The sequence below is a fragment of the Deinococcus yavapaiensis KR-236 genome (genome assembly GCF_003217515.1).
GTDB classification, from domain to species: domain Bacteria; phylum Deinococcota; class Deinococci; order Deinococcales; family Deinococcaceae; genus Deinococcus_A; species Deinococcus_A yavapaiensis.
The window spans coordinates 1-16,143 of sequence record NZ_QJSX01000005.1 but is presented as its reverse complement, the minus strand read 5'-3'; the positions used below and the strand labels follow the sequence as shown (position 1 = coordinate 16,143).

Genomic DNA, 16,143 nt, shown 5'->3' with positions numbered 1-16,143 from the left:
GAGCTGGAAGTGAGAGTCAGTCGTCCGCCGCCGTCGTTTCGGGCTCGCTCTTTTCGGCCCCGAGGGCCTTCGCGGCTTGCAAGACGGCCTTGACGATGTTGTTGTAGCCCGTGCAGCGGCACAAGTTGCCGCTCAAGAACTTGCGAACGTCCTCCTCGGTGGGCTCCGGGTACTCTTTGAGCATCGCGTAGGACGTCATCAGCATTCCGGGCGTGCAGTATCCGCATTGCAAGCCGTGCTGATCCCAAAAGCCTTGCTGAAGGGGGTGCAGTTGCCCGCCTTGCGCGAGGCCCTCGACGGTGGTGATGTCGTGCCCTTCGGCTTGCACCGCGAACATCGTGCAGCTCTTGACGGGCGTCTCGCCGTCGAGGACGACGACGCAGCAGCCGCACGACGAGGAGTCGCAGCCGACGTGCGTGCCCGTCAGGCCGCACTCGTCGCGCAAAGCGTACGCGAGCAGCTTGCGAGGTTCGACTTGAATTTCGTGGATTTCACCGTTGACGTTCAGTTCGACGCGTTGCTTCGTCATGATGGGGACCTCAGGCGTGAAGCTTCGAGGAGGTGCGGGCAAGGCCGCGCGCCACGAGAATGCGCGCCATGTTCTTCTTGTACTCGGCGCTGCCGCGCGTGTCGGGATTCGGGTCGGCGAGTCGGTACGCTTCCTCGGCCGCCGCGCGGAAGAGGTCCTCGCTCGGTCGCTGCCCGAGCAGAAGGCGTTCGGCTTCGGTGACGCGCATCGCGAACGGTCCGAGCGCGGTGATGGCGACGCCCGCTTGCGCGATCGTCCCGTCGTCGGCGAGGGTGAGTTGCACGGCGGCCGCCGCCGTCGCGTAATCGCCGACTTTACGCTCGATCTTCTCGTACGCGCCGCTCGTGCGGGCGCTCGGCGTGGGGAAGCGCACTTCCACCGCGATCTCGCCTTCCTGCACGGCCGTCGTGAACGAGTCGACGATGAACTCGTCGATGGGCACGTCGCGTTCACCGCTCGGTCCGCGCACGACCATGATCGCGCGGCTCGCGAGTGCCGCCGCCGCCCAATCACCGGCAGGATCGTTGTGACACAAGCTTCCGACGACCGTTCCTTTGTGCCGCACGACCGGGTCGGCGACGACATCGGAGGTCTCGGTGAGCAGGGCGTAGCGGGCGCGGACGTCCTTGTCGCGCTCCAAGCGCGCGTCCGTCGTCATCGCGCCGACTCGCAGGAAGCCGCTTTCCTCGCGCAGGTACACGAGGTCACGCAGCGACCCGATGTCCACGAGGACGGTCGGCCTGGCCAGTCGGAAGCGCATGGCAGGAATGAGGCTTTGCCCTCCGGCGAGGATGCGCGCGTCGCCCCCATGCTGTGAAAGCGCTGCGGCGGCTTCCTCGATGGAGTGCGCCCGAAGGTAATCGAAAGCTGCTGGAAACATCTCACGACCTCCCGTGCCACCTTTCGGCAGCGGTCCTACTGAAATGAATGCTGTGTTGAATTAAGATTATGACACATTGAATTTTTCGTATGTCAAAATTCAGACAGATTCGCTGAATGCCGCCGAGCGCCGCCGCCTCGCCGGGGTGGTGCTCGCCGCCGGCGCGTCGAGGCGCATGGGCCGAAACAAGCAACTTCTCGACGTCGCCGGGGAAGCGCTCGTGCGCCACACCGTCCGCAACGTCGTCGCGGCAGGCTTCGATTTCGTCCTCGTCGTGCTCGGCCGAGACGCGGACGACGTGAAGACCGCCTTGCGGGATATGCCGGTAACGTTCGTCGTGAACGAACGTTACCGCGAAGGAATCGGAACGTCGTTCAAAGTCGGCGTGGACGCGTTGCCAAACGACGTCGAGGCGGCGTCGTTCGCGCTCGCCGACATGCCCCTCGTGACGCCCGCCATGCACCGCGCCGTCACCGAGGCGTACCGAGCTTCACGTCCGCCTCTCGTCCTCGCTCGGTACGGCGAGGTTCGCGCGCCGCCGCACTTGTTTCGCCAAGACTTGTTCGGCCGCTTCTCGGGAAGGGGAGACCACGGCCCGAAAGACCTCGTGAAGGAATTCGGCGGCGAGGCCGTGTGGTTGGACTTTCCCGAGGTGGCGTTGACGGACGTGGACACGCCCGAGGATTTGCAGAGGATGGACGTGCTGTTGTCGGGAAAGCAAGGCTGAAGCGCGCCGCGCGCCCACATCGAGCTGAACGTCACTCGGACGGACGGGGCGAGCGCGCCTTTTCTCACCGCTCCCAAGGCCAAGGGCCGGGCGCCACCGCCAAGCCCGCCGCCTTCGGTCCCGTGTGCACCGCGAGCGCCGGTCCCACCGACGCCGCTCCACTCCACACGATGGGATGCTTCACCTTCACGTACTCCAGCAATTCTGCAGCGTAACTCGTCGAATCTCCGTACAGCAAGCCGACGCGAAGGGGCGTTCCCGCTCCGTACTTCGCCGTGACTTGCGCCGCGAGCGTCTCGAGCGCCTTGCTCCACGACCTCGCCCGCGCCGCGTTGACGTACGTGCCGCTCGTCTTGTCCACTGTCACGATCGGCTTGAGGTTCAGCAGTCCGCCGAGCGCCGCTTGAACGCGCCCGATGCGTCCACCTTTCTTGAGGTACTCCAACGTGTCGATCGTGAAGTACAACTCGGTTTCGTCGGAGACGCGCGTCATCCACTCCTTGGCCGTGTCGACGCTATGCCCAAGGTTGCGAGCCGTCATGGCGGCGTGGACTTGGAAGGCTTGCGCGGCGCTGAGCGTCCTCGAGTCGTGAATGGTGACGTCCGCGTTCGGCACGACGCTCCGCGCTTGCTCGGCGGCGCTTCGACTGCCGGACAAGCCCGCCGAAATGGTGACGCACAAGACGGGGCGTCGAGCGGCGGTGTACATCTCGGCGAATTGCTGCGGCGTGGGTTGGCTGGTGGTGGGGTGGCTCGCGTTCGTTTTCAGCTCACGGAAGAAGGCTTCTCGCGGCAACTGGTCGGCGAGGTAGCTGGTGTTGCCGAAGTGCAGCGCGAAAGGCGCGGCGGGCACGTCGTTGAGAAGGTCCTCGAACTTGTCGAGGCCTCCGTCGGAGACGACGTCGAACGAGGGTGAGGTTGTCATACTGCCCTCACCCTACCTTACCCGTGCGTCTTTCGCCTCTCAGGAAGACTTGATCTGAGCGCCCGCCCAACGTTCGAGAAGCTTCGCGAGGGCGGTATGGTCCTCGTCGGGCCCGATGTCTCGGGCAGCGGCGCGCACGAGGCTTTCGAGCATCGCGAGGAGGGGCGTGGGAGCCTTCGCTTCCCGCGCCACGTCGAGCGCGAGGCCCGCGTCCTTGGCGAGCAAGCCGAGCTTGAACGTCGCGGGAAACTCGCGTGTGAGGACCCGTTGCGGAATGAGATTCTCCGTCACGTTGCTGCGTCCGCTGCTCGCATTGATAACGTCGAGGGCGGCGCCGACGTCCACGCCGAGGGCGGCGAGCGCGGCGAGCCCTTCGGACGCCGACCAAAGATTCACGGCGAGCAAGGCATTGTTGATGGCCTTCACCGCGTGGCCCGCGCCGACGTCGCCGACACGAACGACTTTCGCCGCGAACGCTTCCAGCGCGGGCCTCACTTCCTCCATCGTGGCTTCCGCTCCGCCGTACATCACGGTGAGGGCACCTTTTTGAGCGCCGACCGTGCCGCCCGAGACGGGAGCGTCCACGAGCTCCACCCCGCGACGCGAAAGCCATTCGGCGAGCTCGCGCGACTTGCCGGGATCGCCGGACGTGCAATCCACCCACACGAGTCCTTCGCGAGCGCCGCTCACGATTTCAGGCGCGAGGCTCGCGACATCCGCCGTCGTCGGCAGGCACGTGAAGAGGATGTCGACATCGGCCGCTTCGGCCACGCTGTTCACGGCGCGCGAACCGAATTCCGCTTCGTGCGCGATGGCCTTTTCACGCGTGCGATTCCACACGAGCGTGTCGAACTTTCGCGCGAGGTGCCCAGCCATCGGGTAGCCCATGGCGCCGAGACCCAGGAAGGAAACGGTGACGTTCATGCACAGAAGCCTAGCACCAACAAAAAGCCTCCCCTCCCGCGCGGGAAGAGGAGGCTGGGTGAGGAGAGGTTTAGTCGTCGAATCCGGGCTGGATGGCGCGGTCGCCTTCGTACCTCGGGGCGCGGCGTTCGACGTCCGTCGGGGCACCGTCGCGGCCGTAGCGCTCCAAGGTGCGGTCGTCGGCGACTTGCGAGACGCGCACGATGTCGAGGCCCGTTCCCGCCGGGATGAGCTTGCCGAGGATGACGTTTTCCTTGAGGCCGATGAGGTCGTCGACTTGACCCTTGATCGACGCTTCCGTGAGAACGTGCGTGGTGTGTTGGAAGGACGCGGCCGACAGCCACGACTTCGTGCTGAGGCTCGACTTCGTGATGCCGAGCAGCACGGGCTTCCACGACGCGGGACGCTTGCCGTCCGGCAACGCCTCGTTCGACGCTTCGACTTCCCAGCGCTCCACACTCTGCCCTTCGAGCAGGTCCGTGTCGCCGCCGTCCACGACTTCCACGAACTTCAGCATCTGACGCACGATCAACTCGATGTGCTTGTCGTGCACCTTCACGCCTTGGCTGCGGTACACGCGCTGCACTTCCTCCACGAGGTAACGCTGCGTCGTGTCGATGTCGCGGAATTCCAACAGGTCGTGCGGATTGACGGCGCCGCGCGTCAAGGGGTCGCCCGCTTGCACGCTGTCCCCGTCACGCACGATGAGACGCATCGCCTTGTTGATCTTCATCGCGGTCTTGCTCGAGTGCTCGGCCTGCTCGGCTTCGATGCGCACGAGGTAACGCTCGTCGTCCTCTTCGATGCGAACGGCGCCGTCACGGTCGGCGACGACCGCTTGATTCTTCGGCTTGCGCGCTTCGAACAACTCGATGACGCGCGGCAGACCGAGCGTGATGTCGCTGCCACCCGCGACCCCACCCGTGTGGAAGGTGCGCATCGTGAGCTGCGTGCCCGGCTCGCCGATCGACTCGGCCGCCACGACGCCCACGGCTTCGCCCATCGAGACGGGCTTGGCTTGCGAGAGGTCGTAGCCGTAGCACTTCTGGCACACGCCCGCCTTCACGCGGCAGTTGAGCGGCGTACGGACGAACACCTCGCCGATGGCCTTGGCTTGCTTCGTGATGGCCTTGACGTCCTCGAGGGCGAGCATGGAACCCGTCGAGATCGTGCGGCCTTCGAGTTCGAGATCCGCCGCGAGCGTACGGCCGTACAGCGACGTCTCGATTTCGCCACCCTTGCGCGCGCGGAACTCGCCCGTGCGCTCGTCGGTGGATCCGAGCGGAATGATCGTGTAGTCGGTCGTTTCGCAGTCGACGTCACGAACGACGATTTCGTGCGCCACGTCGACGAGCTTACGCGTGAGGTAGCCCGAGTCGGCCGTGCGAAGCGCCGTGTCCGCGCCACCCTTACGCGCGCCGTGCGTCGAGATGAAGTACTCGAGAACCGTGAGTCCTTCGCGGAAGGACGCGCGAATCGGAACTTCGATCGTCGAACCGTCGGGCTTGGCCATGAGGCCGCGCATCCCGGCGAGCTGACGAATCTGCTGCGGGTTACCGCGGGCGCCCGACTGCGACATGATCCACAGCGGATTGAACGGGTAGTTCTTGGAGAAGTTGTCGAACACCGCGTTCTTCACGGAGTCGGTCGTGTCGTTCCAAAGCTGAACGACTTGCTTGTAACGCTCTTCTTCCGTGAGGAAGCCGAAGTCGAAATTCTGCTCGATTTCGCTGAGCTTGCCGTCCGCTTCCGCGAGGATCTCCTGCTTCGCGGGCGGAATGACGACGTCGTCGATGCCGATCGTGATGCCCGACGTCGTGGACAAGCGGAAGCCGCTGTCCTTGAGCGCGTCGAGGAGCTTGGCCGTCGCCTCGATGCCGAGCGTCTTGAAGCACAGCATGATCATGTCCTTCAAGCCGTCTTTTTCGTAGGCGAGGTCCAAAGACACGAGGTTTTCCACGAGGCGTTGGTTGTGGTCGCTCAAAGCTTCGGTCACGATGCGGCGGAACATCACGCGGCCTGCCGAGGTGTCGTGCATGACGCCGTTCACGCGAATGCGAACGTGATCTTGGTAATCGATCTCGCTCCGCTCCACGGCGAGGATCGCTTCGTCGGGCGACGTGAAGACGTACTTCAAGCGACCGGGCGACATTTCTTGCCCCTTCACCGTGATGGGCGAGTTGAGGCCGATTTCGCCGCGCTCCAGCGCGCTCAGGGCGTCCTGCTCGGACGTGAATTCCGCGCCCGCGCCTTTGTTGTCGCGCCGCAGGAGGGTCAGCGTGAAGATCCCGAGGATGATGTCACGGCTGGGCTTGACGTTCGGCTCGCCGTTGGCGGGCGACAGCAAGTTGTGCGCCGAGAGCATCTGGATGCGCGCTTCGGCTTGCGCTTGCGCGCTCAGGGGAACGTGAATGGCCATCTGGTCGCCGTCGAAGTCGGCGTTGAACGCTTCACAGACCAGCGGGTGAAGCTGAATCGATTGGCCTTCGACGAGCACGGGCTCGAACGCTTGGATGCCGAGACGGTGCAAGGTGGGCGCGCGGTTGAGCAGCACGACCTTGTCTTCGATGACTTCTTCGAGTGCGTCCCACACGGAGTCGCGCGTATCACGGTAACGCTCGAGCATCTTGCGGGCTTGCTTGATGTTCGTGACTTCGCCCTTCTCCTCGAGCACCTTGAACAAGAAGGGCTTGAAGAGTTCGAGCGCCATGCGCTTCGGCACACCGCATTGGTGCAAGCGAAGCTGCGGACCGACGACGATCACCGAGCGGCCCGAGTAGTCGACGCGCTTGCCGAGCAGGTTCTGACGGAAGCGACCTTGCTTGCCGCCGAGCAAGTCGGTCAGAGAACGCAAGCTGCGGTCCGAACCGGGGTTCGTGACGGGCGAGCCACGACGGCCGTTGTCGATGAGGGCGTCCACCGCTTCTTGAAGCATGCGCTTCTCGTTGCGGATGATCATGTCCGGCGCGCCTTGGCTCATCAGCTTCTTGAGGCGGTTGTTGCGGTTGATGAGGCGACGGTAGAGGTCGTTGAGGTCGGACGTCGCGAAACGACCGCCGTCCACCTGCACCATCGGGCGAAGGTCGGGCGGCATGACCGGCACGGTCTCCAGGATCATCCAGGAGGGGTTGTTGCCGCTCTTGACGAACGAGCGAACGACTTCCAGGCGCTTGCGGGCCTTGGCGCGCTTGTGGCGCGAGTTGTCGCTCATCTGCTCGTTGAGTTCCGCCTCGAGTTGTCCGAGTTCCAGCCCGTCGAGAAGCTCCTTGACGGCCTCGGCGCCCATCTTCGCCACGAAGTCGTAGGACTCGATGATGCGCACTTGCTTGCGCACGAGGTCGAGCTCCACGCGGCCCGAGATCTCGCTGCGCAGCGCGCCGCCGTCGGCGAGGGAGTCGCCCGGCTCGACACGGTCGCCGTTGACGACCAAGGGCTCGTCTTGATACGCGTACACCTTCGCCTTGGAGACGATGATGCTGGCGGGCGCGTGAAGGGTGATCGTGCCGTCACGCTCGGCGGTGACCATCTGGTCTTCGTCGATCGCGCCGATGACGCGTTGCCCCTTGCGCACTTCGCTGCCGTCTCCGACGAGGACGTGCATCGTGGGATTGATGGGGAACTCGACGGTACGCGTCCAGTGAACGGCCGCCGTGGTGTCGCCCTTCTTGCTCGTCTTCACGCCTTCGAGACGCGAAGCGCGGCTCGTACGCAGACGGGCTCCGGCAGGCGCGGTCGCGAGGACCGCGCCGGACTCGACGCGCTCGCCTTCGGCCACGGCGACTTCCATGCCATGCGGCACGTATACGCGCGCCAGCACTTCGCCGTCGTCGCTTTGCAAGTCCACGAGGACGCTATCCTCGCCGAGATCGTGCAGGAACGCGATGCCGTCGACGGGCGCGTTGATGCTGAGGTCCGCTTCGGGCTCGGCGATGATTTCACCGGCGCGGAACGCGTCTTGCGCCACGAGGATGTCGCCGGGCAGCAGGACGCGCGCCTCGGCTTCCTCGCGGTAGTGCAGTTCCGCGCGACGCGGAAAGCGGTATTGAGCGAGGCCGTCCATCTTGCTGACGACGTTGCCCCCGAGGCTTTGGCCGCGCGTGACGTACTCACCGTCACGAATGTTTGCTTCCGTGCCGTTGGGCAAGGTGTACGTTTCTTGACGGCCGAAGCGAAGCTCACGGTACTCGTCGTCGGAGAGCAATTCGCCGCGACGCAGCGGACGACCGTCCTTCTGCGCGTTTTGCGGATCGATCACGAGGAAGGAGCTGAAGTACAGCACCTTCTCGAGTTGCGCCGCGCTGAGGTCGAGAAGGGTGCCGATCTTGCTCGGCGTGTCCTTGACGTACCAGATGTGCGCGCAGGGCGTCGCGAGGTCGATGTGACCCATGCGGTAGCGGCGCACCTTGGAGCTCGTGACTTCCACACCGCAGCGCTCGCAGACCTTGCCTTCGTAACGTTGGCGCTTGTACTTGCCGCACGCGCATTCGTAGTCCTTTTGCGGACCGAAGATGCGCTCGTCGAACAGACCTTCGCGCTCGGGCTTGAGGGTGCGGTAGTTGATGGTTTCGGGCTTCTCGACTTCGCCGTAGCTCCAGTCGCGAATGCGCTGGGGACTGGCGATGGCGATACGAACCTTGCTGAAATCTTTCAAAGCATCACTCCAATTGAGAGAGGCCTGTGGTCATGGAAGGCCGAACAGGGAGGGAAGAAGGCCCCTCCCCGCCGGGCGATCACCGCTTGGGCATCATGCCTTCGAAGATGTCGACGGGCTTGTCGGTTTCGTCGAGCACTTCCACGTCGAGGCCCAGCGAGTGCAGTTCCTTGACGAGCACCTTGAAGGACTCGGGAATGGTGGAGTTCGCGACTTCCTCGCCCTTGACGATCGATTGGTACGCGGCGTCGCGTCCTTCGATGTCGTCGGACTTGATCGTGAGCATCTCCTGCAGGGTGTGCGCGGCGCCGTACGCTTCGAGCGCCCACACTTCCATCTCGCCGAAGCGCTGACCGCCGAACTGCGCCTTACCGCCGAGCGGTTGCTGCGTGATGAGCGAGTACGGGCCGGTGGAGCGCGCGTGCAGCTTGTCTTCCACCATGTGGTAGAGCTTCATGACGTACATCGTGCCGACGACGACCGGACCCGAGATCGGCTCGCCCGTACGACCGTCGTACAAGACGCTCTTGCCGGTGCGCGCGAGTTCGATCTGCGCGTTGTCGTAGTCGCCTTGCGGCAAGTCGATAACGCCGAGCTTCCCGGCGCGCTCGAGCACTTCCGCTTCACGCACGTCGGTTTCGAAGCCGGACTTCTTGTGCGCGTCGATGCGTTCGGCCGCCGCGACTTGCAGCATCTCCTTGATCGCGTCTTCCGTGGCCGAGTCGAACACCGGCGTCACGAACTTCTGGCCCGTGAGGCGCGCGACTTCACCAAGGTGCGTTTCGAGGATCTGGCCGAGGTTCATGCGCGACGGAACGCCGAGCGGGTTGAACACGAGGTCGACGGGCGTGCCGTCGGGCAAGAAGGGCATGTCTTCGGGCGGCAGGATCTTCGAGACGACGCCCTTGTTGCCGTGACGATTCGCGACCTTGTCGCCGACTTGCAAGCGGCGCTTTTGCGCGACGTACACGCGCACCATTTCACGCACGCCCGGCTTGAGGTCGACGCCTTCGTCGCCACGGCGGAAGCGCACGGTCTTCACGACGATGCCGCCTTCACCGGAGCGCACGCGCAACGAAGTGTCCTTCACTTCACGGGCCTTCTCGCCGAAGATCGAGCGCAGCAGACGCTCTTCGGGCGTAGGTTCGCTTTCGCCCTTGAACGACGTCTTGCCGACGAGGATGTCGCCCGGCTTGACTTCCGCTCCGACGCGCACGATGCCGTCCTCGTCGAGGTCACGCAAAGCGGCTTCCGAGAGGCCCGGAATGTCGCGCGTGATCTTCTCGGGGCCGAGCTTCGTGTCGCGCGCTTCGATCTCGTCCTTCTCGATGTGCACGGACGTGTAGAAGTCCTTGCGCACGAGCGCTTCGGAGATGCAGATGGCGTCTTCGAAGTTGAACCCGTCGAACGGCATGATGGCGATGGTGATGTTCTGACCGAGCGCGAGACGACCGAGCTCCGAGGCGGGACCGTCGGCGAGCACTTGGTCGACGTCGACTTCGTCACCGACCGAGACGATCGGGCGCTGGTCGAGGTTCGTGCCTTGGTTCGAGCGCGTGAAGCGCACGAGGTCGAAGGTGCGCACGTTCCCGGTGAACAGCGCGAGTTCCGGACGATCTTCCGTGAGGGTCACTTGGATCGCGCGGGCGTCCACGTAAGACACGCGGCCCTTCACGTCGCTGACGACGCTGGTACCCGAGTCGCGCACGACGCGTTCCTCGACGCCCGTGCCCACGGCGGGGCTCTCGGCGCGCACGAGCGGCACGGCTTGCGACTGCATGTTCGATCCCATGAGCGCGCGGTTGGCGTCGTCGTGCTCCAGGAACGGAATGAGCGAGGTCGAGATGGACACGATTTGCTTCGGCGAGACGTCCATGTACTGGACTTCCGCCGGATCCATCAAGAAAGGATCGCCGCGGCGACGCGCGAGGACGCGGTCGGTGGCGAAGGTGCCGTCCTCGTTGAGGGGCGTGTTGGCCTGCGCGATGTTGAAGCGGTCCTCGATGTCGGCCGTCATGTACTGCACTTCGGCGGTGACGTGACCGTCGACGACCTTGCGGTACGGCGCTTCCATGAAGCCGAGGTCGTTCACCTTCGCGAAGGACGCGAGCGACGAGATCAAGCCGATGTTCGCGCCTTCGGGTGTTTCGATCGGGCAGACGCGACCGTAGTGGGTACGGTGCACGTCGCGCACGTCGAAGCCCGCGCGTTCACGGGTGAGCCCGCCCGGACCGAGGGCCGAGATGCGGCGCTTGTGGCGCAGTTCCGCCAGCGGGTTCGTCTGGTCCTTGAACTGCGAAAGCTGGCTGCGACCGAAGAATTCGCGCAGGGCCGCCACGATAGGACGGTTGTTCACGAGCTTCGTCGGCGTCGCCGCGTCGGGATTGCCGAGCAGCATACGCTCACGCACGCCGCGCGCCATGCGTCCCATGCCGACGCGCAACTGGTCGGCGAGCAGTTCGCCCACGGTACGCACGCGGCGGTTGCCGAGGTGGTCGATGTCGTCTTCCTCGACGGGCACCGTTTGCGCGACGCCGTCCTCGTCCGCGCCGACCGTCAGATCTTGACGACCGTACGTCAGGGCGAGCAGATAGCGAATGGTGTCGATGAGACCCGCGTCTTGAAACTTGCCGTCCACGAAGTTCAGCAGCGTGCGGTCGTCGCGCGTCGTGCCGAGCTTGCGGTTCATCTTGAAACGGCCCGGCTCGCCGAGGTCGTAACGCTTGGGGTCTGCGAGGAGACTGTACAAGTACGTGATGGCCTTGTCACGCTTTGGGGGATCGCCCGGGCGCAGCACGGTGAACAAGCGCAGCAGCGCTTCGTCAGGATTCATGCCGCTCGACTTGTCCTCGGGCAATTCGAAGGACTCGTCGAACTCGGCGTACAACGCTTTGATTTGCGAGTCGTCGAAGCCGAGAACGCGCAGCAGCAAGCTCACGGGGAACTTGCGCTTGTTGACCTTCATTTCGAGGGCGGGACCGTTGAACTCCAACTCGATCCACGGGCCGCGCTTCGGCATGGGAATGATCGCCGCCGTGTAGAACTTCTTGATGCCCTTGTACGAGGACGTGAAGTACACGCCGGGCGAGCGGTGGATTTGCGAGATGACGACGCGGTCCGCGCCGTTGATGACGAACGAACCGTCCTTCGTCATCAACGGCAAGTCGCCGAGGAAGACTTGGTCTTCCTTGATGAGGCCGCTGTCCTTGTGAATAAGCTGCAGTTTCGCGTAGAGGGGCGCTTGATACGTCAAGTCCTTCTCGCGGCACTCTTCGGGAGTGTAGGGCGGTTCGCCGAGCTTGTACTCCAAGAAGTCGAGGACGAGGCCCGCGCTTCGGTTGCGGTCGGACTCGTCGATAGGGAAGACTTCCTTGAAAGCCCCTTGCAGGCCCGCATTTTCACGCTCGTCAGGCGTCTTGCCTTCTTGCAGGAACTGCGCGAAGGAATTGACCTGGACTTCCGTGAGTTCGGGCAGAGAAATGACTTCGGCGATTTCGCCGAAGCGTTCGATTCGTTGTGTCATTCACACCTCAACGCTTGTGGTAAGACCTTTGGCCTCGCCCCGAACCCGTCATTGCCCATCATGGATAACAAGGTTGAGGGGAGGCGAGAAAACTTCCCGCCTCCGAATCTTCAGACTGACTGTGTTGGGATTGCTCCCAGCGTCGTCTCCTCCTTGCCCGCATCCGCAGGCAGCGTTAAGAAGTCTACCCGAAACGGGTAAGACTTGCAAGAGGAGCGCTTGAGCTCCATATTCGAGCTGTCCTGTACGCGATTATAGCAAAAACGAATCGGAATTTCTCGCTTCGCCCGACCGAAAGCAGGTTCTTGCTCCACGCTGGATCAAGGCACGCCGCTCGCCTCGGTGGGCGCCTGCTCGAACGGATCATCCCGACGAGAAAAAGAGCCTTCTCGATCCTGTGTTCGCTTCAAGGGGACGCGACGGCAATGAAAAATACCGGAAGCCGTGGAGCTTCCGGTATTGCACCCGCGGTGTAAAGGTCTTACTTGACTTCGACCTTCGCGCCCGCGCCTTCGAGTTGCGCGCGGAACTTCTCGGCATCGTCCTTGCTGATGCCTTCCTTCACGACGCCACCCTTCTCGGAGAGGTCCTTGGCTTCCTTGAGGCCCAGGCCGGTGATGGCGCGGAGCTCCTTGATGACGTTGATCTTGCTGGCACCGGCGTCCACGAGGACGACGTCGAACTCGGTCTTCTCTTCGACCGGGGCGGCCGCGGCACCGGCGCCGGGACCCGCGACGGCGACAGCGGCCGTCACGTTGAACTTCTCCTTGATCGCGTCGATGAGATCGGCGAGTTCGAGGAGGGTAATGTTGCTCAGATCGTCCAGGAATTGTTCTTTGTTGTAAGCCATGATGGTCTCCTTCGATTAAGCGGCCGCGCCGCCCTTTTGTTCTTGAAGCGCCTCGAGCAGCCCAACGAGGGTGCTGAGGTGCGCGCCGAGTACGCCGACGAGTTCGCCGTACAGTTGATCCTTGCTGCCGAGGCTCGCCAGTCGTTCGATGACGGCGGTATCCACACGGCGACCTTCCACGAGCCCGCCCTTGGAGGCCGGGATGCCCTTGTCGTTCGCCTTGCCCGCGTCCGAGAGGACACGAGCGACGCCGGCGGGATCGCCTTGCGCGAGGACGATGGCAGAGGGACCGTGCAGAATGTCAGCGAAATCGCGCTCGCTGTCGCGCAAGGCGATGTTGATGAGGGTGTTCTTGGCGACGATCAGTCGCCCACCCTTCGCGGCCAAGTCACGACGGAGTTGGCCGAGTCGCCCTGCGGTGAGGCCCTGGTAATTCACGACGTAGAACGTGTCGATGCCTTGCAGGGACTCGCGAAGCGCGGCGAGGTTATTGGTGTTTCGTTGGTTCGCCACGTCTGCTCCTAAAGCTGAGAGGTGCTTGAGCGTAGGTGCCCAGTGCGAATGCGACTGGAACGCCTCGGCGGGATGTTTCAACCTGGCAAGGGTCCCCGCTGTCTACGGTGCCATTAAAAGGTGCGATTCGCACCGGGGTGCCAACGAGGGCGCGGAAAAGCTTCTTAAGCGAGGGCGACTTGAATCGAGGGGCCCATCGTGGTCGTGAGGTACATCGAGCGGACGTACACTCCCTTCGCGGCTGCAGGCTTGGCGCCTTCGAGGGCGGTCGCGAGCGCACGGAAGTTGTCGGCGATGTTGCCCGGTTCGAACGATGCCTTGCCGATCGGGGCGTGGATGACACCCGTCTTGTCGTTGCGGAACTCGATGCGACCCGCTTTGAGACCGCGAACCATGCCCGCGACGTCCGTGCCGACCGTACCACTCTTGGGGTTGGGCAGCAGGCCGCGCGGACCGAGGAGGCGCGCCAGCTTCTGACCGACTTGCGCCATCATGTCAGGGCTCGCGACGACCGCGTCGAAATCCATGAAGCCGCCCGCGATGCGGTCGATGAGTTCGCCCGCGCCGACGACATCGGCGCCGGCCGCTTCGGCTTCCGCGAGGCGGTCGCCTTGCGTGATCACGGCGACACGCACCGTGCGGCCCGTGCCGTGAGGAAGCGCGACGGTACCGCGCACGTTCTGGTCGCTCTTGCGAGGATCGATGCCGAGGCGGAAGTGCGCTTCGACGGTCTCGTCGAACTTCGCGGTGGCGAGTTCTTTGACGAGCGCGGTCGCTTCTTCGATCGTGTAGACCTTGCTGCGGTCCACCTTGGCGACGAGCGCCGTGTAACGCTTGCCGTGCTTAGGCATTGGGGGCTCCTTCGACGGTGACGCCCATGCTACGCGCGGTACCCGCAACGGTGTTCGCGGCGGCCTCGAGCGACGCGGCGTTCAGGTCGGGCATCTTGGTGCGCGCGATTTCGAGCACTTGATCCCACGAAAGCGTGCCGACCTTCGCCTTGTTGGGGGTCGCGCTGCCCTTGGCGATGCCGCTCGCCTTGCGGATGAGGTAGCTCATCGGCGGAGTCTTCGTGATGAAGGTGAACGAGCGGTCTCCGAAGATGGTGATCTCGACCGGGATGATCGCGTCACCCTTGTCGGCGGTCGCCGCGTTGAACTCCTTCACGAAGCCCATGATGTTAGCGCCGTGTTGACCCAGCGCGGGACCCACGGGCGGTGCCGGGGTGGCCTTACCGGCGGGAAGCTGCAGCTTCACCATGCCGACGACTTTCTTCGCCATACTTCTTCCTCCTTAGCTCCCCCGAACGAGCCTTGAGGCGCTCGGGGTGCCAGCGCTAAGTGCCTTCGTGGTGAAGGCAACTTGCACAGTTTATCCCAAGGCGAGCGCCTTGGGAAGATGCGAGACGGTCAGGACTTCGTGACTTGCGAAAAGTCGAGCTCGACCGGAGTTTCACGTCCGAAGATCGACACGAGAACCTTGACCTTGGCCTGCGCCGCGTTGACTTCCGAAACGACACCCGTGAAGTCGGCGAACGGACCGGCCGTCACGCGGACCATGTCACCTTCTTTGAAGTTGACCTTGACGCGCGCCGGAGCGGCTTCTTCCTGCTTCGCCGCCACGCCGACGCTTTGCAGCAAGCGCTGCACTTCGTCGGGTGAAAGCGGCACGGGATGGGTGGACGTGCCCACGAAGCCCGTCACGCCCGGCGTCGCCCGCACGGCTTCCCACGACTCGCCGAGCTCGCCCGGCACATCGTCGTCTTCCACGTCCATCTGCACGAACACGTAGCCGGGAAAGAGGAGACGCTCGACGGTCTCCTTCTTCCCACCTTCGCGCAACTCGATGGCCGTTTCCTTGGGTTGCAGCACTTGAAAGATCTTCGTGCCGTACAAGCCGAGCTTTTTGGAACGCTCCATGAGCGCTTCCTCGACTCGCTTCTCCTGACCGACGTACGTGTGGACCGCGTACCACTCGATACTCACCGCGGCACCACCGAGCGAATCAGGAAGGCGAAGGCCGAGTCATAGATGAAGATCAACAAGGACATCGCGATGATGAAGAACAGCACGACTTGCGTGCCCTCCAGCACCTGCTGGCGGTTCGGCCATGTCACGCGCGACAGTTCCTGGCGCGATTCTTGGAAGTACCGCACAATCCCGTTCACGTTAGATCTTCTTTTCTTTGAACGGAACGTGCTTCTTGGCAATCGGGTCGTACTTTTTGAGCTCGAGCTTCGCCGTGGTGTTGCGGCGGTTCTTCGTCGTCGTGTAGTAGAAGCCCGTGCCCGCCGTGCTCTCGAGCTTGATCTTGATGCGAGGACCTTCCTTCGCCATGTTCGTACTCCTTTCGTCCGTGTGGGCGAAGCGCCCGCGTTCGGACTCCCAGGCTTCCTCTCAGGGAAAGGCCGGAGGAATCCCTCCGGCGCCTGCCTGGTGCTAAAGGCCAGTCTAGCGCGAAACGACCCCAAAAGAAAAGAGCCGGAGCGCGAAGCTCCGGCTCTTTTCTTCCGTGATTTACTCGAGGACCTTGGTGACGACGCCGGCGCCGACGGTACGACCGCCTTCGCGAATCGCGAAGCGCAAGCCTTCCTCCATGGCGATCGGCTTGATCAATTCCAC

At 63.7% G+C, this 16,143-nt stretch carries 15 protein-coding genes; 1 reads left to right on the top strand and 14 read right to left on the bottom strand.

Translation table 11 applies throughout. The annotated features are described in order from the left end of the window. Positions 1 to 16 precede the first annotated feature (16 nt). Positions 17 to 529 carry a (2Fe-2S)-binding protein gene (locus tag DES52_RS07400; RefSeq protein ID WP_110886175.1) on the bottom strand — a complete coding sequence of 171 codons (513 nt, stop codon included), beginning with the start codon at positions 527 to 529 and terminating at the stop codon, positions 17 to 19. A gap of 10 nt (positions 530 to 539) precedes the next feature. Next, the gene (locus tag DES52_RS07395) at positions 540 to 1,409 is read right to left on the bottom strand and encodes an FAD binding domain-containing protein (RefSeq protein ID WP_110886174.1); all 870 of its coding nucleotides are present in this window, start codon (positions 1,407 to 1,409) and stop codon (positions 540 to 542) included. Between the two features lie 76 nt (positions 1,410 to 1,485). Between DES52_RS07395 and DES52_RS07390 the strand changes: the two genes are divergently transcribed. Next, complete coding sequence (locus DES52_RS07390; protein WP_245900798.1) at positions 1,486 to 2,136, top strand: nucleotidyltransferase family protein; 651 nt, start codon at positions 1,486 to 1,488, stop codon at positions 2,134 to 2,136. A 64-nt stretch (positions 2,137 to 2,200) separates the two neighbouring features. On the opposite strand, the gene DES52_RS07385 is transcribed toward DES52_RS07390, so the two are convergent. The 12 genes from DES52_RS07385 to DES52_RS07330 form a co-directional block, all read right to left on the bottom strand. Beyond that, entirely contained in the window at positions 2,201 to 3,061 is an 861-nt protein-coding gene (locus DES52_RS07385; RefSeq protein WP_110886172.1) for a DegV family protein, read from the bottom strand. Positions 3,062 to 3,100: 39 nt separating this feature from the next. Beyond that, entirely contained in the window at positions 3,101 to 3,985 is an 885-nt protein-coding gene (locus DES52_RS07380; protein WP_110886171.1) for an NAD(P)-dependent oxidoreductase, read from the bottom strand. A 70-nt stretch (positions 3,986 to 4,055) separates the two neighbouring features. Beyond that, positions 4,056 to 8,636, bottom strand: a complete 4,581-nt coding sequence (locus DES52_RS07375; RefSeq protein WP_110886170.1) for a DNA-directed RNA polymerase subunit beta' — start codon at positions 8,634 to 8,636, stop codon at positions 4,056 to 4,058. A gap of 79 nt (positions 8,637 to 8,715) precedes the next feature. Further along, entirely contained in the window at positions 8,716 to 12,159 is a 3,444-nt protein-coding gene (gene rpoB / locus DES52_RS07370) for a DNA-directed RNA polymerase subunit beta (protein ID WP_110886169.1), read from the bottom strand. A 481-nt stretch (positions 12,160 to 12,640) separates the two neighbouring features. Next, a complete protein-coding gene (gene rplL / locus DES52_RS07365) occupies positions 12,641 to 13,009 on the bottom strand; it encodes a 50S ribosomal protein L7/L12 (protein WP_110886168.1) in 369 nt (122 codons plus the stop codon). Between the two features lie 15 nt (positions 13,010 to 13,024). Then, positions 13,025 to 13,522 (bottom strand): 50S ribosomal protein L10, encoded by a 498-nt coding sequence (rplJ, locus tag DES52_RS07360; protein WP_110886167.1) that lies wholly within the window; start codon positions 13,520 to 13,522, stop codon positions 13,025 to 13,027. A gap of 164 nt (positions 13,523 to 13,686) precedes the next feature. Further along, positions 13,687 to 14,373 carry a 50S ribosomal protein L1 gene (gene rplA / locus DES52_RS07355; RefSeq protein WP_110886166.1) on the bottom strand — a complete coding sequence of 229 codons (687 nt, stop codon included), beginning with the start codon at positions 14,371 to 14,373 and terminating at the stop codon, positions 13,687 to 13,689. Beyond that, a complete protein-coding gene (gene rplK, locus DES52_RS07350; RefSeq protein WP_110886165.1) occupies positions 14,366 to 14,803 on the bottom strand; it encodes a 50S ribosomal protein L11 in 438 nt (145 codons plus the stop codon). Before rplK ends, rplA begins: the two co-directional genes overlap by 8 nt. A 128-nt stretch (positions 14,804 to 14,931) precedes the next feature. Further along, positions 14,932 to 15,507 (bottom strand): transcription termination/antitermination protein NusG, encoded by a 576-nt coding sequence (gene nusG / locus DES52_RS07345; protein ID WP_110886164.1) that lies wholly within the window; start codon positions 15,505 to 15,507, stop codon positions 14,932 to 14,934. Beyond that, positions 15,504 to 15,689, bottom strand: coding sequence for a preprotein translocase subunit SecE (gene secE, locus DES52_RS07340; protein ID WP_110886163.1), 186 nt, complete (start codon positions 15,687 to 15,689; stop codon positions 15,504 to 15,506). The genes nusG and secE overlap by 4 nt, the downstream gene beginning before the upstream one ends. A gap of 1 nt (position 15,690) precedes the next feature. Then, entirely contained in the window at positions 15,691 to 15,858 is a 168-nt protein-coding gene (rpmG, locus tag DES52_RS07335) for a 50S ribosomal protein L33 (RefSeq protein WP_110886162.1), read from the bottom strand. 180 nt (positions 15,859 to 16,038) lie between these two features. Then, on the bottom strand, positions 16,039 to 16,143 hold a 105-nt coding region (locus DES52_RS07330; RefSeq protein WP_146237215.1), incomplete at its 5' end, for an EF-Tu C-terminal domain-related protein.